Source organism: Actinomycetota bacterium (genome assembly GCA_040757835.1).
In the GTDB taxonomy this organism is placed as follows: Bacteria; Actinomycetota; Geothermincolia; order Geothermincolales; family RBG-13-55-18; genus SURF-21.
The window spans coordinates 103,391-129,327 of sequence record JBFLWJ010000004.1; the positions used below are offsets into that span (position 1 = coordinate 103,391).

Annotated in this window: 27 protein-coding genes and 2 tRNA genes; 23 read left to right on the top strand and 6 right to left on the bottom strand. The window is 63.0% G+C overall.

Features of this window, described 5'->3' with window-relative positions; genetic code table 11:
- Positions 1 to 2 precede the first annotated feature (2 nt).
- Both AB1384_05875 and AB1384_05880 read left to right on the top strand, forming a co-directional pair.
- Complete coding sequence (locus AB1384_05875; protein MEW6553795.1) at positions 3 to 626, top strand: cobalamin-dependent protein; 624 nt, start codon at positions 3 to 5, stop codon at positions 624 to 626.
- Between the two features lie 43 nt (positions 627 to 669).
- Positions 670 to 1,869, top strand: a complete 1,200-nt coding sequence (locus tag AB1384_05880; GenBank protein MEW6553796.1) for a uroporphyrinogen decarboxylase family protein — start codon at positions 670 to 672, stop codon at positions 1,867 to 1,869.
- Positions 1,870 to 1,969: 100 nt separating this feature from the next.
- On the opposite strand, the gene AB1384_05885 is transcribed toward AB1384_05880, so the two are convergent.
- From AB1384_05885 to AB1384_05895, 3 genes are all read right to left on the bottom strand, one after another.
- On the bottom strand, positions 1,970 to 2,203 hold the full coding sequence (locus AB1384_05885; protein ID MEW6553797.1) for a hypothetical protein: 234 nt from the start codon (positions 2,201 to 2,203) through the stop codon (positions 1,970 to 1,972).
- Positions 2,204 to 2,365: 162 nt separating this feature from the next.
- Entirely contained in the window at positions 2,366 to 3,229 is an 864-nt protein-coding gene (locus AB1384_05890) for a hypothetical protein (GenBank protein MEW6553798.1), read from the bottom strand.
- Between the two features lie 173 nt (positions 3,230 to 3,402).
- Positions 3,403 to 4,260, bottom strand: a complete 858-nt coding sequence (locus AB1384_05895; protein ID MEW6553799.1) for a hypothetical protein — start codon at positions 4,258 to 4,260, stop codon at positions 3,403 to 3,405.
- 208 nt (positions 4,261 to 4,468) lie between these two features.
- On the opposite strand from AB1384_05895, the gene AB1384_05900 reads away from it, so the two are divergent.
- From AB1384_05900 to AB1384_05985, 18 genes are all read left to right on the top strand, one after another.
- Positions 4,469 to 4,678 carry a 4Fe-4S binding protein gene (locus AB1384_05900; GenBank protein MEW6553800.1) on the top strand — a complete coding sequence of 70 codons (210 nt, stop codon included), beginning with the start codon at positions 4,469 to 4,471 and terminating at the stop codon, positions 4,676 to 4,678.
- 1 nt (position 4,679) lies between these two features.
- Positions 4,680 to 6,524 (top strand): aldehyde ferredoxin oxidoreductase N-terminal domain-containing protein, encoded by a 1,845-nt coding sequence (locus AB1384_05905; protein ID MEW6553801.1) that lies wholly within the window; start codon positions 4,680 to 4,682, stop codon positions 6,522 to 6,524.
- A gap of 25 nt (positions 6,525 to 6,549) precedes the next feature.
- On the top strand, positions 6,550 to 7,017 hold the full coding sequence (tadA, locus tag AB1384_05910) for a tRNA adenosine(34) deaminase TadA (protein MEW6553802.1): 468 nt from the start codon (positions 6,550 to 6,552) through the stop codon (positions 7,015 to 7,017).
- Between the two features lie 221 nt (positions 7,018 to 7,238).
- Positions 7,239 to 7,724, top strand: a complete 486-nt coding sequence (locus tag AB1384_05915; protein ID MEW6553803.1) for a hypothetical protein — start codon at positions 7,239 to 7,241, stop codon at positions 7,722 to 7,724.
- A 124-nt stretch (positions 7,725 to 7,848) separates the two neighbouring features.
- A tRNA-Ser gene (locus tag AB1384_05920) sits at positions 7,849 to 7,940 on the top strand.
- A 376-nt stretch (positions 7,941 to 8,316) separates the two neighbouring features.
- Positions 8,317 to 9,399, top strand: coding sequence for a hypothetical protein (locus tag AB1384_05925; GenBank protein MEW6553804.1), 1,083 nt, complete (start codon positions 8,317 to 8,319; stop codon positions 9,397 to 9,399).
- 131 nt (positions 9,400 to 9,530) lie between these two features.
- Positions 9,531 to 10,484, top strand: a complete 954-nt coding sequence (gene cysK / locus AB1384_05930) for a cysteine synthase A (protein MEW6553805.1) — start codon at positions 9,531 to 9,533, stop codon at positions 10,482 to 10,484.
- Positions 10,485 to 10,509: 25 nt separating this feature from the next.
- A complete protein-coding gene (locus AB1384_05935) occupies positions 10,510 to 11,688 on the top strand; it encodes a cysteine desulfurase family protein (protein ID MEW6553806.1) in 1,179 nt (392 codons plus the stop codon).
- 12 nt (positions 11,689 to 11,700) lie between these two features.
- On the top strand, positions 11,701 to 12,168 hold the full coding sequence (locus AB1384_05940; protein MEW6553807.1) for an Rrf2 family transcriptional regulator: 468 nt from the start codon (positions 11,701 to 11,703) through the stop codon (positions 12,166 to 12,168).
- 65 nt (positions 12,169 to 12,233) lie between these two features.
- The gene (nadA, locus tag AB1384_05945) at positions 12,234 to 13,157 is read left to right on the top strand and encodes a quinolinate synthase NadA (GenBank protein ID MEW6553808.1); all 924 of its coding nucleotides are present in this window, start codon (positions 12,234 to 12,236) and stop codon (positions 13,155 to 13,157) included.
- Positions 13,158 to 13,325: 168 nt separating this feature from the next.
- Entirely contained in the window at positions 13,326 to 14,027 is a 702-nt protein-coding gene (locus AB1384_05950) for a response regulator transcription factor (GenBank protein ID MEW6553809.1), read from the top strand.
- 66 nt (positions 14,028 to 14,093) lie between these two features.
- Positions 14,094 to 15,251 carry an ATP-binding protein gene (locus AB1384_05955; protein MEW6553810.1) on the top strand — a complete coding sequence of 386 codons (1,158 nt, stop codon included), beginning with the start codon at positions 14,094 to 14,096 and terminating at the stop codon, positions 15,249 to 15,251.
- 140 nt (positions 15,252 to 15,391) lie between these two features.
- A complete protein-coding gene (locus AB1384_05960) occupies positions 15,392 to 16,162 on the top strand; it encodes a hypothetical protein (protein MEW6553811.1) in 771 nt (256 codons plus the stop codon).
- Between the two features lie 19 nt (positions 16,163 to 16,181).
- Positions 16,182 to 17,711 (top strand): ABC transporter permease, encoded by a 1,530-nt coding sequence (locus AB1384_05965; GenBank protein ID MEW6553812.1) that lies wholly within the window; start codon positions 16,182 to 16,184, stop codon positions 17,709 to 17,711.
- 12 nt (positions 17,712 to 17,723) lie between these two features.
- Positions 17,724 to 18,413 (top strand): ABC transporter ATP-binding protein, encoded by a 690-nt coding sequence (locus AB1384_05970; GenBank protein ID MEW6553813.1) that lies wholly within the window; start codon positions 17,724 to 17,726, stop codon positions 18,411 to 18,413.
- Between the two features lie 41 nt (positions 18,414 to 18,454).
- Positions 18,455 to 19,357, top strand: a complete 903-nt coding sequence (locus AB1384_05975) for a trypsin-like peptidase domain-containing protein (protein MEW6553814.1) — start codon at positions 18,455 to 18,457, stop codon at positions 19,355 to 19,357.
- A gap of 82 nt (positions 19,358 to 19,439) precedes the next feature.
- A tRNA-Ser gene (locus AB1384_05980) sits at positions 19,440 to 19,530 on the top strand.
- A 158-nt stretch (positions 19,531 to 19,688) separates the two neighbouring features.
- Positions 19,689 to 20,285 carry a hypothetical protein gene (locus tag AB1384_05985; protein ID MEW6553815.1) on the top strand — a complete coding sequence of 199 codons (597 nt, stop codon included), beginning with the start codon at positions 19,689 to 19,691 and terminating at the stop codon, positions 20,283 to 20,285.
- Positions 20,286 to 20,312: 27 nt separating this feature from the next.
- Here the strand turns inward: AB1384_05985 and AB1384_05990 are convergent, their stop codons facing one another.
- Positions 20,313 to 20,762: a response regulator gene (locus tag AB1384_05990; GenBank protein MEW6553816.1), complete on the bottom strand. Its 450-nt coding sequence runs from the start codon at positions 20,760 to 20,762 to the stop codon at positions 20,313 to 20,315.
- Between the two features lie 189 nt (positions 20,763 to 20,951).
- Between AB1384_05990 and AB1384_05995 the strand changes: the two genes are divergently transcribed.
- The 3 genes from AB1384_05995 (at position 20,952) to AB1384_06005 (ending at position 24,593) form a co-directional block, all read left to right on the top strand.
- Entirely contained in the window at positions 20,952 to 21,833 is an 882-nt protein-coding gene (locus AB1384_05995) for a TetR family transcriptional regulator (protein ID MEW6553817.1), read from the top strand.
- Between the two features lie 421 nt (positions 21,834 to 22,254).
- Entirely contained in the window at positions 22,255 to 24,321 is a 2,067-nt protein-coding gene (locus AB1384_06000; protein ID MEW6553818.1) for an aldehyde ferredoxin oxidoreductase family protein, read from the top strand.
- Positions 24,322 to 24,353: 32 nt separating this feature from the next.
- Positions 24,354 to 24,593: a MoaD/ThiS family protein gene (locus AB1384_06005; GenBank protein MEW6553819.1), complete on the top strand. Its 240-nt coding sequence runs from the start codon at positions 24,354 to 24,356 to the stop codon at positions 24,591 to 24,593.
- Between the two features lie 21 nt (positions 24,594 to 24,614).
- On the opposite strand, the gene AB1384_06010 is transcribed toward AB1384_06005, so the two are convergent.
- Together AB1384_06010 and dapA are read right to left on the bottom strand one after the other, a co-directional pair.
- Entirely contained in the window at positions 24,615 to 24,884 is a 270-nt protein-coding gene (locus AB1384_06010; protein ID MEW6553820.1) for a hypothetical protein, read from the bottom strand.
- A 105-nt stretch (positions 24,885 to 24,989) separates the two neighbouring features.
- Complete coding sequence (dapA, locus tag AB1384_06015; protein ID MEW6553821.1) at positions 24,990 to 25,907, bottom strand: 4-hydroxy-tetrahydrodipicolinate synthase; 918 nt, start codon at positions 25,905 to 25,907, stop codon at positions 24,990 to 24,992.
- Positions 25,908 to 25,937 lie beyond the last annotated feature (30 nt).

Sequence of the window (25,937 nt, forward strand, 5' to 3'; positions counted from 1 at the left end):
GGGTGAACGAGAGGATCGCGGCACTCATAGCCGAGGTGGAGGAGGACGGCACCCTGGTGGAGGTGCGCAAGGCGCTGGACGAGGGAGCCGACCCCCTCTCCCTGGTGGAGGCCCTGCGCGAGGGGATGTCCGTGGTGGGGGACAAGTACGAGGCCAAGGAGTACTTCCTGCCGGACCTCATCCTCGCGGCGGAGATCTTCAAGGAGGCCATCGCGCTCATCGAGCCCCGCCTCGAGGGCGAGAACGTGGCGACCAGGGGGACGGTGGTCATCGGCACCGCCCAGGGTGATATCCACGATATCGGCAAGAACATAGTGGCCACCATGCTGCGCTGCAGCGGCTACCAGGTATACGACCTGGGAGTGGACGTGGCCCCCCAGGCCTTCGTGGAGAAGGCCTCCCAGGCCGGGGCTGGCCTAGTGGCCATATCCGGCCTGCTCACCCTGGCCTTCGACGCCATGAAGGACACCGTGGACGCCCTGGCCGAGGCGGGCCTGCGCGGCAAGCTCAAGATCATCATCGGCGGCGGACCCGTTAACGAGAAGGTGCTCGAATACTGCGGCGCCGACGCCTTCGGCAAGGACCCCACGGAGGCGGTGAGACTGGCAGAGAGGCACATGGGTTAGGGGCCGGAAACGGCGAGATCGAAGCCCGAAGGAGGGCCTTATCATGAAGACCGCCAAGCTTCTTCATCCCGGGGACACCATGACCGCCGAGGAACGCCTGCAGGCGGTCATCAACCTGAGGGTTCCCGACCGCGTGCCCTCGTGCCCGTTCATCTATTATTTCGCCGCCTTCCATGCCGGGATAACCGTGCACGAGCTGTGGTCCGATCCGAAGAAGTACCGCATGGCCCTGGACAAGTGCTACCGGGAACTGGGCCCGTGGGACGTCTATTACCCGACCAACCCCCTGCGCCCGGAGCTCTACACCTTCATCATGCCCATGAAGGCGAAGTGGCCGGGCATCGACCTCCCGCCGGACAGCATCTGCCAGCTTCTGGAAGAGGAGATCATGCAGGCCGAGGACTACCAGTGGATAAGCGACCTGGCGCGCCGGATCCCCAGGCTCACCTACATCCCCTTCTTCATGCGCATGATCTCCCGCGCCTGGGACGACGTCGGCGAGGACGTGAGGGGATACGCATTGATGCTGACCCGCCTGGTCTGGAACTTCGCCAACTGGCGCTACGATTTCGAGCAGATGAAGAGGAGGGGTACGACCACCCTCTACAGCTTCCTGCCCGAGGCCGCCTTCGACACCTTCTCCCTGGCCCGCGGCTTCCTCGACTTCGCCCGCGACCTCAAGAAGCGGCCCGAGGAGATCGCCAGGGCCGCCGACGACCTCACCGCGGGCTACCTCTTCGCTTGCCGCCTCATCTGCGCCGTCATGGGCATAAGGCGGGTGGAGATATTCGTGCACCGCTCCTCCACCGATTTCATCTCGCCGGAGACCTTCCGCAAGCTCTCCTTCCCGTCCCTGAAGGACCTGGTGGAAAGGCTGGTGGCCGTGGGGATAAGCCCCATCCTCCACTGCGACGGCAACTGGGACCTGAACCTGGAGGCCCTGCGCGAGCTGCCGGCCGGGAACGTCGTCATCCAGTTCGACGGACCCACCGATATCTTCCTGGCCAAGCAGGTCATCGGGGACCGCGTATGCATCATGGGAGACGTGCCCTCGGACATGCTCGCCCTGGGCTCGCCCGCGGAGGTGGACGAGTACTGCCACCGCCTCATCGAGGAGGTGGGCAGGGGCGGCGGCTACATCATGGGCGCCGGCTGCGAGATACCGCCCAACGCGAGAGCAGAGAACGTCAAGGCCATGCTGGACTCGGTGGTGAAGTACGGCTATTATGGCGAACCCGGTTAAACGATGGGCGGGAATGCCGCTGGTCACCTCCGCCTTTCTCCTGTCCGGGGTAAATTAAAATCCGGCGGCCAGAAGCCGCCGGACAGGATATCCGTAACGCCTAGACCTTGATGGCCCTTATTTTCTCCGCCAGCGCGCTCCCCACGTCCTTGCCGGAGAAGAAAGAGACCGATTTGTCGATCTTGTCGGCCAGTTCCGGGAGCTTATCGGCGGTTATGGTATCGGGAGTGGTGCCTATGAGTTCGCAGTTCTTCTTCACCGTCGCCCGGGCGATGAAATCGCCCACGGCGTCGGAGAGTATCTTCTCGATCTCCTGCGCCAGTTTATTCGCCAACGTCCCCTCCTTCTATTCCATCCGCTTCCTCGGCAGCGGTCACGGACTCTATCCTTATATACCTGCTCTATCCCCTCATGGTCCGGAATCAGCGATTCCCTACAATATATCGTTTCCCGGCCGCTGAAACTTTATCCCCTTCCAGGGATTAATATCCTGGTATTATTCCCGCATCTCCTCGTCCATGCGGCTGAGCACCTTCTGGCCGCTGCGCAGCAGCCCCTGCAGGGCGGCGTAGGCGCTGTCCTCGTCCACCTCCACCTCTCCAGTGAAGGAGCCGTCGGCTATCTCCTCCGCGGTGCGGTTGAGCTCCTCGATGGGGTTGACCACGTATTTGCGGGTGAAGTAGCGCAGGCCGAAGGTGGTGAGCAGCAGGGATATGATGATGGCGAACACAGAGACGATGGACATCCTCAAGATCATGTCGTTCCTCTGGTCAGTGAAATAAGCCTCGATCTCGGCCAGTTCTCTAGTGCGATCGACGATCATGTTCACGTAGATGGTCTCGTCTATGCCCACGATGTCCAGGTCCAGTGGGAAGAACGCGGATACGAAGAACCCATCCGCTCCTCCCAGGTCGTCCAGCGTCTCGAAATCGCCCTCGGGGACCTCGGTGGGCAGAGCAGAAGGCTCGATATCTTCGCCCGGCTTGGCCGCGTAGGCTACCAACTCTCCGTCACGTATGGTCCCGATGTATTCGATAGGATAAAAGCCCAAGCCGATGGTGCTGACCATGTCGTAGACGACATCCCAGTTCCTGGTGGTGATGAGCTCGTTGACGATATCCTGGTTGAAGAGCTGTAAAGTACCGGGATCCGTCATGAGGGCATTGATGTTTTCCCCTATCTCGGTCAACGACTGTACCGACTGATCGATCACCTTCTGCTTATTTTCCTCGATGTTCTGATTGGTGGTGGCGATGATGTCGATCATGAAGTATGCGATCACCGCCACGACCAGGACCAGGGTGGTGGCGGATACCGCCACCATGAGCGCGCGCATCTCTTTGCCGGTCTTCCGCTTCATACTCGTCCTCCTTGATTACAGGTCTTGCTCGTGATCGGCTGTGCAGCCTTGGAGATTATCGGAAGAACCGCAAGGCTACTTGACAGGAAATCCCAGCTTGCTCTGGTTTATGCAGCAGAAGAAAAAGCCCGGGGCGTTCACCCCGGGCGGTGCGCACTCAAAGCCGCCAGTGGCTATTCCCGCATCTCCTCGTCCATGCGGCTGAGCACCTTCTGGCCACTGCGCAGCAGCCCCTGCAGCGCGGCGTAGGCGCTGTCCTCGTCCACCTCCACCTCTCCAGCGAAAGAGCCGTCTGCTATCTTCTCCGCGGTGCGGTTGAGCTCCTCGATGGGGTTGGCCACATACTTGCGGGTGAAGTAGCGCAGGCCGAAGGTAGTAAGCAGAAGGGAGAGTACGATGGCGATGACCGACACCATGGAGAGCCTCATTATGAGGTCGTCCCTCTGGTCCTCGAAATACTCCGTGACTGTGGCCAGTTCATCGGTACGGTCCACGATCATATTGACGTAGAAGGCCTCCAGACCGGGGTAATTCAGATCCACCAGGTAGAAGACCGAGACATAGACTCCCTCCTCTCCTCCCAGGGAATCCAGGGTGGCGTAATCCTCCGTGGGGGGCACGGTGGGCATCTCCCCGGGATCGACGTTCACGCCCGCGGCAGTCGCGTAGGAGACGACCTCACCGTCCTGGACCATACCGACATATTCGATGGGATAGAAGAGGATGGCGAAGCGGTTAATCAGGTCATAGAAAGCCTGCATGTCACCGCCGATTATCTTGTTGATCTCGTCCCGGTTGAAGAGATCGATGACGGCAGGGCTCTCGGAAAGCTCGGTGATCTTCTCGCCGATCTGGACGAGGGAGAGCACCGACTGCTCTATCACCAGGTCCTTGTTCTTCTCGATGTTGCCGTTGGTGGTAGTGATGATGTCCACCATGAAGTAGGCGATGATGGCGAGGACCAGTAGAAGGACGGACACGGACACCGCCATCATCAGCTTGCGCATCTCTTTGCCGGTCTTGTGCTTCATCTTCAGCCTCCCCTGAGATCGGACGCCCCACCGTCCTTGCCTGGATACTTAATCGGGTCCAGGCTGAGCAAGCTTGAAGTAATACCCCACAGGTGCGCGTAAACGGGGTTGGAAGGCGCATCCTGGGGTGTTTGCGGGCATTACCGGGCCCCCAAGGGTATCATGGTGTTATGGACGGTGTGTACCGCCGTGTGGGAGGAAAGCCGTTATGATACATATTCCCGAGAGATGTACCGCATGCCTGAACTGCCAGCTCGTATGTTCCCTGTTCCATGACGGCGAGTGCGCTCCCTCCCTGTCCCGTATCGTCCTGAGCGTGCAGGGTTCGGAGCGAAGAGCCGAGTTCACCGATGATTGCGATGAATGCGCCAGGTGCGCGAAGTTCTGCCCGTACGGGGCGATGGAGAAGGGCAAGTGATATGGAGGGCGGATACACCGGCCGCATGATGGTCGTGGACCTCACCAGCGCGAAGGTCTCTATCGAGGCCTGCCCGGAGGGACTCGCGGAGGACCACCTCGGCGGGTTCGGCGCCTGCAACCGCCTCTTCGCCGATTACTCCCGCCCGGGCACGGACCCCTTTGCCCCGGAAAACCCGGTCATCTTCGGGGCGGGGCCCCTGGTGGGTACAGTGGTGCCGGGCTCATCCCGAGTGGTGGCCCTCGCCCGCGTCCCCCTCACCGGGGCGGTGGCCTCGGCGGGCGGGAGTATGGGGCTGGGAGCGCACCTGAAATGGTCCGGGCTGGACCACCTCATCCTCACGGGCAGGGCGGAGCAGCCCACTACCTTATATATAGAGGACAGCCGCGCCGGGTTTCACCCCGCGGCCTCACTGTGGGGCAGGGGCATCCTGGAGGCTACCCGCTCGCTGTGGTCTTCGTATCCCGGCGCCTCGGTCACGGCCATAGGTCCCGCGGGCGAGAACGGCGCCCACTCTTCCCTGGCAATGATCGACGGCTGCGCCACCCTGGGGCGGGGAGGCCTGGCGGCGGTGCTGGGGTCCAAGAACCTCAAGGCCCTGGTGGTGAAGGGCGGGGGCGGGGTGAAGATAGCGGATGCGGACCGCCTGCGGGAACTGGTCAAGGGGCTGCACGAGCGCCTGCAGGGTTTCGATATGCGCGAGGCCGCCGCGGCGCTGGGAATGATAGGCGCCTGGCCCATGTACGCGGGCCAGCTGCTGCCCCACGGCGCCAGCGAGGAGGACCTGCGTGAGCTTACCGAGCGCTTCGGCCCCGAAGCTTACCTGAAGCTGAAGAAATGCAGGGTATCCTGCCCCTCGTGCTTTCTGGCGGATAAGGACGAGCTCTTCCTGCCGCGCACGGGTCAGAGCGTCTATTCCACCTCCTTCCTCAACGCCGCCATCATCGGGTGCGCGCTGCTCATGCGGGACGCCGAGGAGGCGGCTGAGGTGCTGGCCCTCCTGGACGACCTGGGGCTGGACTTCATGACCCTGAGCTGGCAGGCGGCCTTCCTCCTGGAGCTGCAGGAGCACGGCATCCTCTCCCGGAATGAAGCCGAGGGGATCCCGCTGGAGCGGGGCGCCGGCATCCTGCGGGAGCTGGCGCTGCGGGTGGCCCGGCGGGAGGGTGAGATAGGCGAGGCCTTCGCGCGGGGCTGGCGGGGGGCGTTCGAATACTTCGGAGAGGACACGCGGCGCTATACCATGCTGGTGCGGGACCAGGACTGCCTCTACGACCCGCGCGTGAGCGGCCTGGGCACCATGGAGTTCGAGCAGATCGTCTCGCCACGGGGCCCAACCTCGGCCAGCGCCGGCTCGGCCACTTATGTACCCGGCCTGCCCGAGGAGAGGCTGCGCCGCCTCACCGCGCGCATGGGGGCCGGGGAGGAGGCCCTGGAGCGCATCTTCTCGCCGCCCTGGGGCATGAACGTCGGGCGCCTCACCCGCTACTCCGAGGACTGGTACAGCCTCTTCAGCTCCCTGGGCATCTGCAACCGCTATCAGATCAACCGCTTCTACCACGTGGAACTCATCCGCGACCTCTACGCGGCCGTGACCGGGGTGGAGCTGGGCGTGGGGGAGATGGTGGACAGGGCCGCCGCGGGGTGGGAGCTCTACCGGGAGCTCAACGACCGCGAGGGGCTGGGCCTGCAGGCGGACGTTCCCCCCGCAGCCTGGTTCGACGAACAACCGTTATGGGGAAGGGGCGGCCGCCTCAGGGATTACTTCGGAAATGAACTGACCAGGGATGATATTCTAACCCTCATCGCCGATTATCACGATGAGAGAAAGAGGAAACACGGTTAGACCTGTGACTTAAGGACGGACACGCTTGAAGGACAGGGAATACATGCTGGCCGCGCTGGAGCAGGCGCGGGCCGCCGCCGCAGAGGGGGAGGTCCCGGTGGGCGCGGTGCTGGTGAAGGACGGCAAGATCCTCGCCTGCACCCATAACCGCAGGGAGGCCACGGGCAACCCCATGGACCATGCCGAGGTGATAGCCCTACAGGAGGGGGCGGCCCACCTCGGGAGCTGGAGGCTGGAAGGCTCGACCCTCTACGTCACCCTGGAACCCTGCCCCATGTGCGCGGGGGCGCTGGTGCAGGCCCGCGTGGGCAGGCTGGTCTTCGGGGCCAGGGACCTGAACCTGGGGGCCGCGGGCAGCCGCTATAACCTGGTCAGCGACGAGACCACCCACCACCGCATGGAGATAACCGACGGCATCCTCGAGGAGGAGTGCCGGGAGGTGCTGCGCGAGTTCTTCGAGGCCCGCCGCAACGGAAACAAGCCTCCCGCATGATCGCGTTACGTCCGCACTCGCGGTATGCCTTACCTTTCATGCCCGTATGGTCCTTGTGAACAGCTACTGCTGCCGCCCGCCGGAAGATGTTGAGCTGGCCCGCCCACCTGCCGAAAAGAATAGGGATGGCAGAGGAAGCTGGGGATCATCATGGCGCTCGAAGCACGGGTCTCCCCGGCATGATGGTCGCTAGATGACCTCGAAACGAGAGGAGGATGCAAATGCGCAGGATTGTGCCGATAGTGTTCGCCGTGGTGCTGCTGATGGGGGTCTCCATGTGGGCAGGCTGCAGAGTTGGTGGCGACACCACGGGGGCCACCACGGGGACGGAAGCAGGACAGACCGAGCCGCAGGACACGACTCAATGGGCAGAGGGGTTCTCGAGTGCGCCCACCTTGGAGGAACTGGGAGTGCAGCCGTACCCGGCCAGCGAGTTAGACGAAGACGAGTCGGTGATAGTGTGGGAACCGGCCCATAAGTCCGAATGGTTCGTCTATCATGCAGACCAGTGCCCGGTGGTAAACGTCGCCGCTTTCTTCCGTGAATCGTTAAGGGGCATGACGGACCTGCAGGAAACCGAGGGAGAAGGGTCTGTGACGTTCAAGTTCAAGAACGCCGCTGGGGTGCCGATGATGATCGAGATCACGCCCCAGGATCCCAACCGGCCTGACGGACCATCCGATATCGATATCTTCGTCAATCCCTGAGCCCACATATTCTTGTAGAACGAGACCTGGATGGAATCACCCCGGCGTACACACCGCCGGGGCTTTTCCATCGCAGCGATGGTCTGTTTCAACCACGGTCTCGACCTCGCTATAATGGTGGGGCGGAGAGGTGGCAGAGTGGACGAATGCGGCGGTCTCGAAAACCGTTGGGCCTCGCGAGGGGTCTCGTGGGTTCGAATCCCACCCTCTCCGCCAGCTCACATGTACGGGGCTATTTACTGACCACCTGTTTCTCGAAGGGCTAGGCGGCCAAGCCGCCGTCCAGCACCCAGACATCACGGTGGTCGTTGTGCGTCAGGATGATGGATGCCTCGTAGGCACGCGTGATGTCTTGCAAAAGGCCACCCCGAGGCCATCGCCCATTGCGAGGCCAACGGCATAGAGATGATGCACGATGCCTGTATCATGATCTACCACAGGGACGGGGTCCTGGCGGAGAGAATGATCCGTAGCGACCAGCCGCGATTATCATGCGATAAAGTAAATCGGCCACCTTTCCGATTCATAACTGTGGCCCGAGGTTGGGAAAAATCTGGTTCTTCCCGGCCCGCCAACAGGAGAGGACACAAAGATGGACGTCAACATGTGCCCGGAATGCGGTATCCCCGAGCCCTTCAGCCAGGGCCAGGTCTGGCTCAACAACGGCGACGTCGTCCAGAAGGTAAACCCCGAGGCCCGCCTGGGATTCATCGAATGCGAGAACCTGGACCCGCTGTTCAACAACATCGGGGACATCATCGGTATGAACATCGAGAGCATGGTCATCAACCTCACCGCGCGGGGGACACAGAAATATATGAGCAGCCTGATCCCGCCGGTGGTCAAGGAGATGGTTCAGGCCAGGCAGATGGACCCGGGCGCTTTCGTGGCACCGGTAGTGACATTCTGCCATATAGTCGGGTTTGGAAAATACGAGGTCATCGATTCACGTTACGAGAGGGATGAAGACGATTACTCCATCACCCGCATCGAGGCACCCTTCTCCGTGCCGGAAGCCGCCGGGGCCATCGCCGGCGTGTTATCGGCCACGGTGGGGGGCGAACACGCGGTGACCTACAAGGAAGTCTCGCCGGGGGTATACGATTTCACCACCAGCTGGACCGAGTATCCCGAGGTGCTTGCGGAGAAGCTCCAGACCTCCGCCTATCAACACCGCGACGGCGATATAGAGCTGGAGCGGTGCGCTACCTGCGGCCTTCCCGCCGCGCTCTCGGCGTACAGCTGGTACCTGGACCGGGGCCTGATAGTGAACCGGCGTACGAAACGCCGCATGGCCGTCCTGGGACCGGAGCTGCTGGACGTGCTCTTCAGGGCGCTGGAAGCGGAGCTGGGAGAGGAAATCCCCGCCGCGGTGGTGGAGGCGCAGCGCAGGTTCGTGAAGACCGGTTTCTTCTCCATCGACGAACTGAGCGACGAGGGCGACTTCCGGCTCCAACTGGCGCTGCGGGGCATGGGCAACCTGCGGGAACTCCGGATGGGCGCGCAGGGGATGCACCTGCGCGTGGACAACGCCGCCTGCAACCTGCTCATGGTGGGCATGGTCCAGGGCCTCTTCGAGATGATCTTCGACGTGGACTCAGGCGTGGAATGGGAACTTTTCCAGGGCAACCTGGAGGTGGACGTAAGGCCACGCGGGGTAATGGCGACGGTTTAAAGATCCCGCGAACTCACCTTCCTCGAATGTAAGATACTTGTGGTTGAAACACTACTAATAAGATAGTATTAATAGAGATTACCCGGTTCATCGGATTTCCCCGGGAACGGACTGATATATGCAGGATCGATATGAGAGGGGGAGAGGTATTGAGACTGTACGATGATATTACCAAGACCATCGGAAACACCCCCCTGGTGAGGCTCAACCGGATCGCGGAGGGATGCGGGGCGACCATCTACGCAAAGCTCGAGTTTTTCAACCCCCTCTCCAGCGTCAAGGACCGTGTCGGCGTGAGCATGATCGAGGACGCCGAGGAAAAGGGGCTGATCGGAGAGGGAAGCGTGATCATCGAGCCCACCAGCGGGAATACCGGCATCGCTCTGGCCTTCGTGTGCGCGGCCAGGGGGTATCGCCTCATCCTGACCATGCCTGACACCATGAGCGTGGAGCGCAGAAAACTGCTGGCCGTGATGGGAGCCGAGCTGGTACTGACCCCGGGCGCGGAAGGCATGCGCGGGGCCATCGCCAGGGCAGAGGAGCTCCTCGCGGAGACGCCGGCGGGGTACATGCCGCAACAGTTCAGTAACCCCGCCAACCCCGCCATCCACAGGCGGACCACAGCAGTAGAGATATGGGAAGATACCGAGGGAAAGGCCGATATCCTCGTCAGCGGGGTGGGAACCGGGGGCACTATCACCGGGATCGCGGAGGTAATCAAGGAGAAGAAGCCGGGCTTTCAGGTGGTGGCCGTGGAGCCAGAGAAATCCCCGGTCCTGTCCGGGGGTAAGCCCGGCCCCCACAGGATACAGGGGATCGGGGCGGGGTTCGTGCCGGACATCTTGAGAACGGACCTTATCGACGAGATCGTCACCGTGTCCGAAGAGGACGCCGGGGAGACCGCGAGAAGGATGGCCCGCGAGGAGGGCATCCCGGTCGGTATATCCTCGGGCGCGGCGGTATGGGCGGCCCTCGAGGTGGCCAGGCGGGACGTGAACGAGGGTAAGCTGCTGGTGGTAATCGTCCCTTCCAGCGGTGAGCGTTACCTTTCCACCTGGCTCTTCGACCCGCTTCTGCCGGAATGAGCTGAGCGGTGATCCCATGGGAAAGATGAACAGAGAGATATACATGGACAATTCCGCGAGCACTCTCATCAGGGAGGAAGCCCTGGAGTCCATGGTCGACGCCTACCGGCGATGTTTCGGAAATTCGTCGAGCGTCCACTTCTTCGGGCAGGCGGCAAAGAGAGCACTGGAGGACGCGAGGGAGGAATTCGCTTCCCTTATAGGCGCTGAGGCGGAAGAAGTGGTCTTCACCAGCGGGGGTACCGAGAGCGACAACCTCGCTATCCGCGGGGCCGCGATGGCTTACCGGGGCCGTGGGAACCACATCATAACCTGTACGACCGAGCATCATGCCGTCCTTCACACCTGTCGGGACCTGGAGCGCGAGGGATTCGAGGTCACTTACCTGCCAGTCGATGGCGAAGGGATCGTACACCTGGACGGGCTCCGGGAGGCGATCCGGGAAGACACCATCCTCATCTCCATCATGATGGCCAACAACGAGACCGGCGCCCTGCAGCCGGTCAGCGAGATCGGCCGTATCGCCGGGGAGAGGGACATCATCTTCCATTCCGATGCGGTGCAGGCGGCCGGCAAGATGCGGCTTGATGTGCGGGATATCGGGGCGCACCTGCTCTCCTTTTCCGGCCACAAGTTCTACGGCCCCAAGGGAGTGGGGGCCCTGTATATCGGCGAGGACACGACCGTCGTTCCGCAAATGCACGGCGGTCACCACGAGTGGGGCTTGCGGCCGGGCACCATGAACGTACCGGGCATCGTGGGGATGAGCACGGCGCTCAGGCTGGCCACCGCGGAACTCGGCGAGACACGGTCCCGTCTGGCCGGACTCAGGGATCATCTGGCCGCCGGGATCATGGAGCGTATCGATGGGGTGCGCCGCAACGGCGGCAGCGGGAACTCGCTGCCCAACATCCTGAACCTCAGTTTCGAAGGTGCGGAAGGAGAGGCCTTGCTCCTCGGCCTGGACGCGAAGGGCGTCGCCGTTTCCACCGGTTCCGCCTGTACCTCGGGCGCGGTGGAACCCTCGCACGTGCTCCTGGCCATGGGCGTGCAGCCGCGCATAGCCCAGTGCAGCCTGCGGTTCTCGCTCGGGCGCTATAACACCATGGAGGAGATCGACTACGTTCTGGATGAACTCCCCGATATCGTGGCCAGGATCAGGGAGGTAGCATCAGCGGGCTCGCGAACCCGCTCGCAGGCGTGATCGGAAGCGAGGATGCCCATGCGACTGCCCACCAAAGCAAGATACGGGATGCGGGCCATGCTCGACCTGGCGCTCCACTACGAAGAAGACAAGCCGGTCCTCATGCGGGATATCGCCGCGAGACAGGGCCTTCCCGAGAAATACCTGGAGCAGGTACTGATCCCCCTGCGCCATGCCCGCCTGGTGCGCAGCGTGCGCGGGGCCGGAGGGGGGTATCTGCTGACACGTGATCCTGCTCAGATAACACTGCTTGAGATCGTCGAGGCGAGCATCGGGGAACTGACCATGGTCGACTGCACCGGGGACCCGGGATATTGCGAGAGGGGCGAGAGGTGCGCGACCCAGGTGGTATGGAAGGAACTCACCCAGGCGATCAGGGATTCCCTGATGAACAGGACCCTGGCGGGCCTTGTGGATATAGAGACGGGCCTTAAGTCTGGCAAGTCTTTGGCTCCCCATGAGGCGGGTGGAAAAAAGTGAGCCGTATCCGGGATTAAGCAACAGGCTCTCAGGAGATGAAAATGGAGGACTTCGAGGAACTGCTCATCCCAGGGGAGGAGCTGGTCGCACGCATCCAGGAAGAGAAGCACAAGAGAAACGCCATCATCCTGGCCCACAATTACCAGCGCCCGGAGGTCCAGGACATAGGTGACTACGTAGGCGACTCCCTGGGTCTGGCCCGCCAGGCGGCCCGGGCCGACGCGGAGGTCATCGTCTTCTGCGGGGTCCACTTCATGGCCGAGACCGCCTCCATATTATGCCCGCAGAAGACGGTCCTCCTGCCCGACCTGCATGCGGGATGCCCCATGGCGGACATGGCCGACGCCAGGGCGGTCCTGCGCATGAAGGAGCAGCTCCGCAGGGCGGTGGTGGTCTCCTACGTCAACACCACCGCGGCGGTAAAGGCGGTGAGTGACTACTGCTGCACCTCATCCAACGCCGTCGAAGTGGTGAAAGCCATTGATACGGAAGAGGTCATCTTCGTGCCCGACCGCAACCTGGCCGACTACGTGTCCGAACGGGTGCCGGAAAAGGTGGTCTTCCCCTGGAACGGTTACTGCCACGTCCACCACTACATTAGCGCCGCACATATCCAGGAGGTCCTGGAGGAGCACCCGGGCGCGGAGGTCATCGCCCACCCCGAGTGCACCCGGGAGGTGCGGGGGATGGCCCATCACGTCAGGAGCACATCCGGTATGGTGGAAGCGGCCATGGCATCCCCATGCGACGAGTTCGTGCTCGCCACCGAGTCGGGCATGGTCCACCCCCTCTCCAAGGCGATGCCGAGCAAGCGTTTCTATCCTCCCGCAAGCGAGCCGCTGTGCCCGAACATGAAGCGTGTCACCCTTTCCAAGGTGCTGCAGTCCCTGCAGACGCTGACTCCCCAGGTGAGGGTAAAGGAGGAGACAAGGGCAAGGGCCCTGCAGGCGGTCGAGAGGATGCTGGTCCAGGGCGGCTCGCTCCTGTAACAAGCCCCCTCTTCATAATTCCTTAATAATCCGGGCCTATGATGTCGCCATGACGGAGCGGCCCGGGATGCGACTGGCCGCCGGAGGTTGTATCGTAAATATCGAAGACACCTTTCCGGAGAAGCTGCTCACGGTGGAGCCGGAAAAAGTCCATCTTTCGGAGCGAAGATGAAGGAAGAGAAGATAATGATCGTGGACGACGAGAAGGACATCGTCGATTTCGTTGCGGCCTACCTCACGAAAGAGGGCTACCCGACCATCGAGGCCTACGACGGCGAGACCGCCCTCAGGTTGTGGAAGGAACAGCGGCCGGACCTGGTGGTGCTGGACGTCCTCATGCCCCATCTCGACGGCCTCTCCTTCTGCCGCGAGGTGCGCAAAGACTCCAGCGTCCCCATCATCATCCTCTCCGCCAAGTCCGCCGAGGACGACAGGATCGTCGGCCTGGAGTACGGGGCGGACGACTACATGGTCAAACCATTTAGCCCGCGTGAGCTGGTGGCCAGGATCAGGGCGCTGCTGCGCAGGCGCAGGGAGAGCATGGTGGGAGGGGGATCGCTCACCGCCGGGCCTATGGCCATCGACACCGGCAGCCACCTGGTGAAGGTCAACGGCGAGGAGGTGCCTCTGACACCCATGGAACTGAGCATCCTCGCGGTGCTGGCGACCCATCCCGGCCAGGTGCTTTCACGGGAGAAGATAATCGCCCTGGCCCAGGGCGATTGTTACGAGGGTTTCGACCGCAACGTCGACACCCATATAAAGAACATCCGCAACAAGCTGGCGAAGAGGACGGAAGAGTGGACCTTCATCGAGACCGTCTACGGTGTCGGTTACAGGTTCCAGGCAAAACGGAAACAGGAGGGCTGACATGAGGGCGCAGACGGCTCGGCCGGCGCCGGCCGCATCGCGACCCCGCGGAGGAGCTGAGCTGCCTTGAGGAGATCCGCCGCGGCGGGGCCGGGCACCAGGCAGAGGAAGAGGCTCGGCCTGCGCCTCAAGCTCTTCCTGGTCATCCTGGGGGTCACCCTGACCTGCATACTCTTCTTCGCCCTGCTCTCGAACTACCTGGTGCGCCAGCAGTTCGACCGCACCTTCGAGGGCTTCGAGCGGGACTTCGTGATGGAGCCGCTGGGGCCTCCTCCCCCCGAACCCCCCGACATAAAGGTGATGAAGGACGAGCGCGTCGACGTCGTCAACGTCAGCTACATCATCACCGGGATGTTGGGGGTGCTGCTCGCCTTCGTCTTGAGCTGGTACCTGGCGGACAGGATCTCCAAACCCCTCTCCGAACTAACCCTGGCCACCAGCCACATCGCCGGTGGGGACTACGGCCGGCAGGTCGACGTCAAAGGGGGAAGGGAAGTCGAGGAGCTGGGAGAGGCCTTCAACGCTCTCTCGCTGGGCCTTGAGCGCAACGAGGTCCTGCGCAAGAACATGATCGCGGACATATCGCACGAACTGAGGAACCCCCTGGCCGCCCAGCGCGGCTATCTCGAGGCCCTGCAGGACGGCGTCATCGAGCTCAAGCCCGAAGCCCTGGAGGTGCTGGTAAAGAACAACGCCCTGCTGGCGCGCCTGGTGGATGACCTGCAGCAGCTTTCCCTGGTGGATGCCGGGCAGCTCAACCTCGACCTGATAGCGGTTAACGCGGAGGAGGCGCTGAAGGCAGCCGCCTCCGGATTCGAGCACGATCTTGCCGACAGGGGCATCACCTTGACCACGGACGTGGAAGCGGGTCTTCCCGCGGTGATGGCCGACCCGGGCAGGTTGTCGCAGATACTCGGCAACCTGCTCGCGAACTCCCTGCAGTACACCCCGCGGGGCGGCTCCATAACCATGGGAGCGCGGGGGGAAGACAGGGAGGTGGCCATCTTCGTCTCCGATACGGGACCGGGGATAGCCGCGGAGGAGCTGCCCTTCATCTTCGACCGCTTCCACCGCACCGACAGGTCGCGGACGCGGGACACCGGGGGCACGGGCCTGGGCCTCTCCATAGCCAAGGGCCTGGTGGAAGCCCAGGGGGGCCGCATGTGGGCCGGGAGCGAGGCCGGCAAAGGCACCACCATCTTTTTCACCTTCCCCACGGCCTGAACAGCCACGCTCGATAGCCTGCATCGCGTAAGCGAAGGGGGATTTAACAACTACCACATCTCGCCACCACAATTCCTTCACTTCTCCTTCTTAGCATCGAGATGTCGGTCAACGACTCTGATGTTGAAAAGGAGTGGAAGATGAGATCCGAGAGAAGGTCCATGGCCCGTGGGTTCAAGCTGCTGTCCATGCTGCTCCTGGCGGCAATCGTCACCCTGGCGGCGGCTTCATGCGGAGGCAGCTCGGGATCGTCGCGGACCTCGGAGACGGCCACCAAGCTGCCTCCGGGCGCGACGACAACGGAGAGCACGCTGACCACCACGTCGGATGCCACGGGGGCCGCACAGGCCCAGGCCACCGGCGAGGACGAGGAAGAGGAGAGCGGATCGGTCGGAGCCGATGCGAACGCGGCGTCCTCGGGCGAACTCACCAAGACCGCATATCTCTCCGGAGCGAACTTCTCCGTGGTCTCGGTGACCAGGGAGGACAGCAACGAGACCGTTGCCGGCTCCGGCGTGAGGGAGGTGGCGGGCGACTTCCTGCAGATCGAGATGGCAGTGGAGAACGCGGGTGGCGAGCTGGTGGACCTCTCGAGTTTCTCGTTCCGGCTGTGGAACCCGGCCATAGAGGCCGGCCTCTACGATGACTTCTACGGCAGCACCGGCACCTACGGGAGTTACGTGTCCGAGAACATGATCTCGGCCGCGCTCCTGGACTACGAGAACCTGCAGTCCGTTTCCATGAAGTTGCGGGTGGGCGAGACGGTGGACAACATCTTTCTCTTTTTCGACCTCAACCCCCAGAGCACGGCGGTGAACGAGGGGGTCAGCCTGGCCGGCACCAACCTGGTCATCTACGACACCGAGACCGGCGACCAGGTGGAGATCAACCTGGCCGATTATGCCGGCTAGCGAAGGGGGGCCCATAGCGATGCGTTCCATCAAGCGGGGTTTCAGGAACTTCCGGCGCCACCCCCTGCGTAACCTGGTGGTCATCCTGCTGCTCTTCGTCTGCCTGGCCTTCTCCCTCTCCATGCTGGCGGTGAAGCTGGCGGCGGACAGCCAGGTGGACGAGGTGAAGCAGAGCGTCGGCAACTACGCCGAGATCAAGGTCAGCTCGGATTACATGATGGCCCTGTTCGAGGAGGAGCGTTCTGAGGATGAAGCCGACCGGGCGGCGCAGGCGCGCACCATGAGCGAGGAGGAGATGCTGGCGCAGCGCACCATGTTCCTGGTGCCGGAGGAGGTCACCGACGCCTTCTCGCAATTGAGCGAGGTCATCACCTACGACAAGGTGCTGGAGGCGCGGATAACCCTGGATGATATCGAGAACACCGAGATGGAGACGATGATGTCCATGCGGGAGAGGGGACCGCAGGGCGAGGGGCCCGCGGCCCTTTCCTCGAACTCGTTCGGCTTCGAGGGCAATACCAGCGGTTCCTCCGTCTCCGATTTCATGCTGGGCAACAAGGTCCTGGTGGAAGGGTCGTTCTATACCTATCAGGACTACATTGACGCCAATCCGGTGGTGATCGTCGAAGAGACTCTGGCCGAGGAGAACGATCTGGAGGTGGGGGACACCATCACCGCCACCATCAGCGGCGAGAGCGGAAAGGACGCGGAGGTCGACCTGACGGTCATCGGCATCTACGAGACGGTGGAGGCCGAGGAGCAGAGCGAGGGCTCCAGCGCCGAGACGTTCAACCCCATGGGCGACACCTTTTACGCCCCCCTCTCGGTGGTGCAGGCGCTCAACAACACGCTGGGCTATGTCGAGCTTGGATCATACTACTTCGACAGCGTCGACTCCACCGATGAGCTGCAGCAGGCCTTCGCGGCCACCTATGCCGGGGGCGGCAACTACGAGCTGGCCACCGATTACTCCGACTTCGAGTCCATCGCCGATCCCCTGCTCAAGGTGGGCAAGACCTCCATGATCGGCCTGGCCGGTGCGCTGGGCGCCTGCGCGCTCATCATCCTCCTGGCCATGGCCATCATCATCGGCGGACGCACCCGCGAGCTGGGAGTGCTCAAGGCCATCGGGGCCACCGACCGGCAGGTCATAGCCCAGTTCGCGGTGGAGGTGGTCTGCATCTGCCTGGTAGCCATCATCCTGGCCACGGGGGCCACCGCCGTGATCTCGCAGAGCATGGGCGACTGGCTGCTTTCGGACAAGCAGGCGGCAAACAGCAGCGACTCGGAGGGGACGGCCGCCGGCATGCCGGGAGCGCCGGGACAGATGATGGGAGGGCCAGCGGGATCAGGCAGCCTGTACAAGGAGGGGGGCGGCTTCAACGCCGCCTCCACCACCGAGCAGGCCACCAGCCTCGACGTGGTCTGGCAGGGCAGCATGCTGCTCTACGGCATCCTCATCCTGCTGGGCATCAGCCTGCTTGGGATGGCGGTGCCCCTGGTGTGGATAACCAGGCTCAGGCCGGCACGGGTTCTGAGCATGGAATAGGAGGAAGGCAAGATGCAGGACGTACTGGAGATAAGGGAAGTGAGCAAGACCTTCAAAGCCAAGGCGGGAGACGTGAAGGCCGTGGACGGGGTGAGCTTCCGCGCCAACAGGGGCGAGGTGACGGTCATCCTGGGCGCCTCCGGCTCCGGCAAGACCACCCTGCTCTACCTCATCGGCTCCCTGGAGAGCCCGGACGGCGGCGAGATCGAGGTATTCGGGGAAGACATCTGCAAGCCCGGGGCTGACCTCATAGGCTACCGCCGCGAAAGGGTCGGTTTCGTCTTCCAGTTCTTCAACCTCATCACGGCGCTTACCGCCCTGGAGAACGTCACCCTGCCCATGGACCTGGCGGGGGCCTCCGCCGCGGAACAGCACGAGCGGGCGCAGGCGTTGCTGAGCCGCATGGGCGTGGGCGGCAGGCTGCAAAAGGCCAAGGCCAACAAGATGAGCGGGGGTGAGAAACAGAGGGTGGCCATCGCCCGCGCCCTCGCCAACGACCCCGACATCATCCTCGCCGACGAGCCCACCGGCAACCTGGACTCGGCCACCGGCAGGGTGGTCGTGGACATCCTGGTGGAGCTGGCGCGCAGGGACGGAAAGTGCGTGATCATCGTCACCCATGACGAGTCCATCCTGGAGGCGGCCGACTGGGCCTACCGCATGGAGGACGGAAGGCTTGCCGGCATGGAGATCGCCCGGTAGCCGGCGATGACAGCGGCAGATCGAGACCAGAGGTGTACAGGATGATCGAGGACAACCGGCCGATATGCGGGACCCTTTCCACGGACACCCCCCCAAACCCCCCGCCTCCTCCGGGAGGCAGGGGGAAGACATTGCTCCTGGCCGTGGCCGTGGCGGTTATCGTCACGGCGGCCGTTATATTTGTCGTGCCCCTTACCCTGGGGGCCAATCCCATCGATGTCCTCAGCGGGAAGGACACCGACCAGCAGGACCAGGCCCAGGTGAGGGAGGTGCGCACCGTGGAGAAGAGGGTCGTCCAGGGCGACGCGGAGGCGGTGGTTGCCGCCGCCGGGAAGCTGCTGCCCTCCGTAGTCCACATCGAGGTCGTGACGGGGGGCTTCGGCGGCGGCACCGGCATCGCCTCCGGCTTCATCTACTCCTCCGACGGCTACATCGTCACCAACAACCACGTGGTGGAAAACGCCGTAAGAGTGACCGTGGCCCTGCAGGACGGCTCGACCTACGATGCCGGGGTGGTCGGAGCCGATCCCCGTACCGACCTGGCGGTGATCAAGGTCGACGCCACCGGGCTGCCCGCCGCAACCCTCGGGGACTCCTCCGGTCTGGTGGTGGGGGAGGCGGTGGTCGCCGTGGGCAGCCCCGAGGGTTTTGCGGGCAGTGTCACCTCCGGGATCATCAGCGCCCTCGACCGCGACGTGGCCATCTCGAGTTACGAGACCCTGTCAGGCGTGATCCAGACCGACGCCGCCATCAACCCCGGTAACTCCGGAGGCCCCCTCGGCGACATCGCGGGCGAGGTCGTGGGCATCAATACGGCCATCTATACGGAGAGCGGTGGTTACGACGGCCTGGGGTTCTCCATCCCCATCGACAGCGCCAGGCCGGTGATCGAATCGCTGATCGCCATCGGGTCGCCCGTCCGCTCCAGGCAGGGTATGTACTGATCGCTCACGAGACCGCATCTGGAAAGGCCCTGGGCCTGACCTTATAATTGGTCTTGTGCTGCGACGGGCAGACAGGTTTTCCGGAAGGGTGACCGAGCTGGCCTAAGGTGATCGCCTGCTAAGCGATTGTGCGGGAGACCGCACCGAGGGTTCAAATCCCTCCCCTTCCGCCAACGGAACGGCCCGGGGAACGCGGTTCCCCGGGCCTTTTCCTGGGGTGACAGGGGCGGGAAGGGGGTTCACCCCTTTCTTAATGGGGTAGAATATGGGGGATGTTCCAGGACTGATAACGGGCGATGAAATATCCCCGGCGGGACCAAAGGAGGAGGATGTGGGCAAGAGAAGGATGGAGGTCATCGAGTTGGACGAGGAACTCCTCAAGGAGGAGCTGGACAGGAGAAGGCGTTGCAGGTGCGGCAAGCTCTTCCTGCTCCTGTCCCTCGTCGGAGCCGGAGCCGTTGCCCTCAAGAAGTCACAGGCGAAAGGCGAGGCGCTGCCCCCGGGGAGCGGCACCGTCACCTTGCGCGATTCGGAGCCGGGCCCGCTGGCCTTCATGATGGGCGAGATGGTCAAGGCCGTTATCCAGGACCCCCGCAAGAAGTCCCTTGCCGACAAGATGAACGTCTCCGTGGCCGTCCAGGACCTGGACCACCCGGAGATGGCGGCCACCATTATCTTCAAGGCCAGCGATATCGAGGTCGCCAACGGGGTCATCGACGGGGTGGACATCTACATCGGGACCGAACTCGCGCTCCTGCTCAGTCTCTCCGGCGCCGGCAAGGGTAGACAGATGCTCAAGTGGCTGCAGAGCGAGGACGGGCGGAAGGTGATCAAAGCCGTGCGCACCGGGAGGTTCAAGGTGCGCGGCGCTCTTAAGAACGCCCAGCAGATGGCCATGTTCCAGAAGTTCCTGACCCCCGCGGGCTGAGGGGTGGAGGAAGCCCGCCGCTCCTGCCTATTCGGAGGGAGCCTGGTGCCCGGAGGGGGATGCGACGATACGGCTGACCAGATTGCGCAACTGCTCCAGGTTGAAGGGCTTGGTCACGTAATCCACGGCTCCCATCTCTTTGCATCTCAGGCGGTCGCCCTGGCTCGACTTCGCGGTGAGCATCACCACCGGGATGTCCCTGGTCTCCTCCGCTCCCTTCAGGTGCCGCATGACCTCGTAACCGTCCATCGCGGGCATCATCAGGTCGAGCAGGATGATATCGGGGTTCTCCTCGCGCGCCAGGCGTAGCGCTTCCGCGCCGCTGTCGGCGAGAAGCACCTTCATCCCAGCCTTTCCCAGGTTAAGCTCTATCAACCGTAAGAGCAGCCGGTCATCGTCCACTACCAGGGCGCTCGCCTCCATAGTGGACCACCCCCTCACCACGTATATTCCCATCTTCGCCAGCAGACAAACCATGCCATGACCGTCTTGGGCCCGCCTGCAGCCGCATATGGAGGCGCGATCTCTCGGCCGGTGCGGGCTGGGGTCGTTGACAGTGGCCGGCAAGGGATACTATTATGTGACTGACTACCCAGTCGCTTTCCGATATCAAGGTTCAGGGGCTCGAAAAAAGCTGCTCCATTACGAGAAAAGGACGGCCGGCGGATGGCGGAAAAAGAGACGGGCTGGGACCTCAACGGCTTCATCAAGGCCTACGAGGCGGATTCCGGGACCCCCGTGACCCGCACGCAGGTAGGCCGTTACCTCAGGGAGGGCATTCTTCCCCAGCCCGGCGAGGGGGAGACCTATACCTCGCATCATCTCGAGAGGCTGCGCATGATCGAGTACCTTCGCTCGCGCTACGGCATGTCCCTGAGGGACATCTCAGGCCTCTTCGGGGTCATCGTCAGCACGAGCCCGAGCGAGGTCAGCGAGGAGCCGGAAGAGGAGACCCAGGTGATGGACCGCAGGGAACGCATCGTCGCCAATGCCGCCGAGCTCTTCGCCGCCAAGGGCTACCACGGCACCACCGTCGATGAGATCGTGCAGGCCACGGGCATCGCCAAGGGCACCTTCTATATCTACTTCGACAGCAAGGAGGAGATCCTGGTCGAGGTGATCAAGCGGCTCATCGAGAACACCCTGGAAAAGATAGACCAGGAGCTGGAGCGTCAGGAGGGCAAGGACTTCGTGACCCGTATCGAGGTCAAGGGGAGGGAGATGCTCGATCTCTATATCAAGAGCAGCGAACTCCTGTACATGCTCATGGGGGAGACGGTCGGCAATAAACGCCTCACCGATCAGCTCCGGGAGGTCTATGGCAGGCTGGCTGAAAGGGTCGAGGTGGACATCAGGGAAGGGGTCGAAGCGGGGGACATCTACCCCTTCGAGGACCTCAAGTCCATATCCTATGCCCTGGTCGGCATGGGGCAGAGCATCGCCATCCTGCTCTCGAGCAGCGGCCCGGAGCAGATGGAGAGGACCTGGAAGACGATGCATATGTTCTTTACCCGTGCGCTGGCGGCGAGAAAACGGGTCAAAGAATAGGACCCCGGTTTCCGGCAAACCGGGGTCAGCAGGGAGGGAGGTGCTCCGATTTCGGGACCGGAGCACGGATGAGGTCACGCTGAGGCGGGTGCCTTGGCGGAACTCCTCCGAGGTTTTTGTGAGGGAGGGAAAGTCCCGATCCCCAGAGAAGTCCCACACCCTCGTCCTCTGTGCGGAGACCTGTTAAGTGGTTATGCTACCATAAAGTAACTTTCAATGCAAAGGGTTTCTTCGGTCAAAAAGACAAATCGCCCTGAAGGCTCTGCTATAATGTCTTCAGCCATGGTCATGGCCAGTTTCAGGGGTCTTTGAGGTTGGTTGAGCCTCGATGGACTCCTCTTTGATGAGGGAAACATGACCCACGAGTCGGGGTCGGCTCGCAGGCTGGCGAGCCGACCGATAGCAGGGAGGAGTACTTGCGATGTTGGGAGGAAACTGGGGCAAGATATTGAAGGTAGACCTCACTTCCGGAGAGTCCGAGGTGCTGGAACTGGAAGAGAAACTCTACCGCGACTTCCTCGGCGGGAGCGGCTTGGCAGCCAAGTGGTTCTTCGACAACGAGGGCTGGAAGGCCGAACCCCTTTCGCCCGAAAATCCCCTGATTGTCATGAACGGGCCCCTCTCGGGGACCAACCTGCCAGGCGTATCCCGCCTGGAGATCTGCGCCCGCTCTCCCCTCACCGGCATCTGGGGGGAGGCCTCCATGGGCGGGCACTTCTCGCCCCAGCTCAAGCGGACCGGATATGACGGCATCATCTTCGTCGGGGCCAGCGAGAAGCCGGTGTACCTCTACCTGACCGACGAGACGGTGGAGATCAGGGACGCCTCGCATCTCTGGGGCAAGGACACCTACGAGACCGAGGACCTGCTCAAACAGGAAGTGGGAGACAAGCGCGCGCAGGTCATCTCCATCGGTCCCGCCGGGGAGAACATGGTGAAGTTCGCCTGCGTGATGAACGACCGCGGCTCCACCGCCGGCCGCTGCGGCATGGGGGCGGTGATGGGCTCCAAGAAGCTCAAGGCGGTAGTGGCGCGGGGCAACGCGAAGGCGCCCGTGGCCGATGAGGCCGCCTTCAAGGAGACGCGCGAGAAGATGAACGAACTCCTCAAGTTCAGCCTGATAGCCGACGGCCTGCGCAACTTCGGCTCCAACGTGCACATGGAGTACGGGATGGCCATCGGGGACGTGCCCACGAAGAACTGGCGGGTGGCCTACTGGGCGGAAGGACCCGGAGAGCTGGGTGGCACCGCCGTGGCCGAGAGCATCCTCACCAAAAACCACTCGTGCTTCGCCTGTCCCATCTCATGCAAGAGGATCGTGGAGGTGAAGTCGGGGCCCTTTGCCATCGAGGAAGGACCGGGGGCCGAGTATGAGGGCGCCTCAGCCCTGGGCACCCTGCAACTCATGGACAACAAGGAGGCCAACAACAAGGCCAACGAGCTCTGCAACCGCTACGGCATGGACTGCATCTCCTGCGGCTCAACCCTGGCATACGCCACCGAGGCCTTCGAGAAGGGCCTGATCACGGAGGAGGACACCGGCGGGTTGAAGCTGGGCTGGAACCAGCCCCAGACCCTCCTGGAACTTATCCGCAGGACCGCCATGCGTGAGGGCATCGGGGATGACCTGGCCGAGGGCTCGCGGGCCATGTCGGAGAAGTTCGGCGGCAAGGAGTTCGCCGTCCACGTGAAGGGGCTGGAGTGCCCTATGCACGATCCCCGCGCCCTCTGGGCCATGGCCCTCACCTACGCGACATCCATCCGCGGCGCATGCCACTGCGCCGACGCCAACCTGTACGTGGAACTCGGGATCCTCGACCTCAAGGAGCTGGGCGCCAAGAGGACCTGGCCATACAGCCCCAAGGGCAAGGCGGCCCAGACCATCGCCGCGCAGAAGAAGGGCGTCATCGCCAACTCCGCGGTCATCTGCGAATACGCATGGAACGCCGCCGGGGGACACATGGCGGAGATGGTCGCGATGCTCAACTCCCTGACCGGGTTCGGCTACAGCCCGGACGAGCTGGCGAGGACCGGGGACCGTATCTGGTACATCAAGCGGGCCCTGGGCAGCCTCATGGGCGCCACCCGTGAGGACGACCAGCTCCCCAGGCGCATCCTCGAGCCCCATGCGGAGGGGACGACCTCCAGCCTGCATACGGCGGTCTACCCGCAGTTCATGTCCCTGGTGCCGCTGCAGAAGCTGAGGATAGAAAAGATCAAGGACATCACGGCCATGGTCCTCTCCAAGTTCCTCTACCCCAACATGGACAAGATACTGACCATGCTCAACAAGCTGCCGTTCTTTTCGAGCAGACTCAAGAAGCTGGCCCGCGGAGACGAGGCGGAAAGGCAGCGCAAGACCGTGGCCTTCGACCAGATGATCCAGGAGTTCTACACGCTGCGGGACATCGACGCCCAGGGGCGTCCCAGCCGCAGGCGCCTCGAGGAAGTCGGCCTTGCCGACGTGGCCAGCGCCCTGCACGCGTAGCGGGAGACCGGGAGGGAGCGGAATTGGCGACCGTGAAGTTCTTCACCATGCTGCGCAAGGCCACGGGAGAGGCGGGCTACGAGACCTCGGCCTCTACCGTTGCCGAGCTGCTCAAAGAGGTGGAGAGGAAGTACGGGGGTGGCGTATCCAGGTATCTGAAGAGTTGCATCGTGCTGGTGAACGGCCAGAACATCAGCTATCTCAAGGGAAAGAGGACCAGGCTGGGGCCCGGAGACGAGGTCTCTCTCTTTCCGCCGGCCGCGGGCGGATAGAACCGGCGTAGCCGGGACTCTCTATACGGGGGTGATGGTGACCCCCGTCCCCGCCGTCGAAGGCCCCTGCACCTGCAGCTCCGCCAGGGAGCGCACGCAGGACGCGACAAGTTCCTCGCTCCCCGCCACCTGCAGGGAAGCTTCACGCAGCCGCGAGGATATATCGCCCAGGTTGACGTTGGATGCCAGCGCGGACCACTGGCGCAGATGTTCGATCTCCTTCTCGAGCAGGTCCGCGCTATGTTTCAGGGCCACCTTCAGGGTGACCAGGTCGATACCATCTCGACACATCTTTCCCACCTCTCCTTTCGTTTACCCGGTCGCTCGGGTACGCACGCAGCGGCCAACGCCCACTTTCCCGCGAGGCAGACATGCCGGTCCTTACGGCGCGGCCTGTCAGCGGCACTCCCCGGGGGACGCCTTACCCAGCTCTACCATGGCGGCGCGCAGGGTCTCCTTGCCCCTTTCGGTCATCTCCACAAGGGGGAGGCGAAGGCCCCCCACCTCTACCCCCATCCAGTTCAAGGCCTGCTTTATCGCGGTGGGGTTGGGCTCGCAGAAAAGGGCGCGCACCAGTGGAAGGACGCGGAAGTGGATGTCCCGGGCCTCATTTATCCTGCCCTCCCAGACCAGCCGGCACATGCGGCTGAACTCGGCGCCCAGCACGTGGCCCACGGCTGCGATGCAACCCTGGCCACCCAGGCAGAGCACGAGGAAAGTCACCGGGTCCTCGCCGGAATAGACGAAGAACTCGGTCCCCGCCTTGCGCGTCTCCTCGATGATCTTGCTTACCTGAAGGATATCGCCAGAGGCCTCCTTCACCCCGACGATGTTGTCGATCTCGGACAGGCGCAGCATGGTGTCCAGCTCGATGTTCCTGCCCGTCCGGAAAGGGATATTGTAGAGGATGAGCGGCAGGGAGGTGCTCTCGGCTATGGACCGGTAGTGACGGTATATACCCTCCTGGCTCGGCCGGTTGTAATAGGGGCTCACCTGCAGGCTCCCGTCCACGCCCAGTCTCTCCGCGGCCACGGTCATCTCTATGGCCTCCGCGGTGCTGTTGCTGCCGGTCCCGGCGATGACCGGCACGCGCCCCGCCGTCTCCTCCTGGACCACCTCGATGACGGTCATGTGCTCCCCGTGGCTCAGGGTGGGCGATTCCCCGGTGGTCCCGCAGGGGATGATCGCGTCCGCCGCCTGTTCCTCTATGAGATAATTGACGAGGTTCCTGAGGGCAGGCTCGTCCAGCTTGCCCCGCTCATCGAAGGGTGTCACCAACGGGATCAGGCATCCCTTGACGTTCCAGTCTCCCATCCAGACCTCCTCTGTTCTACGCCCACTTTA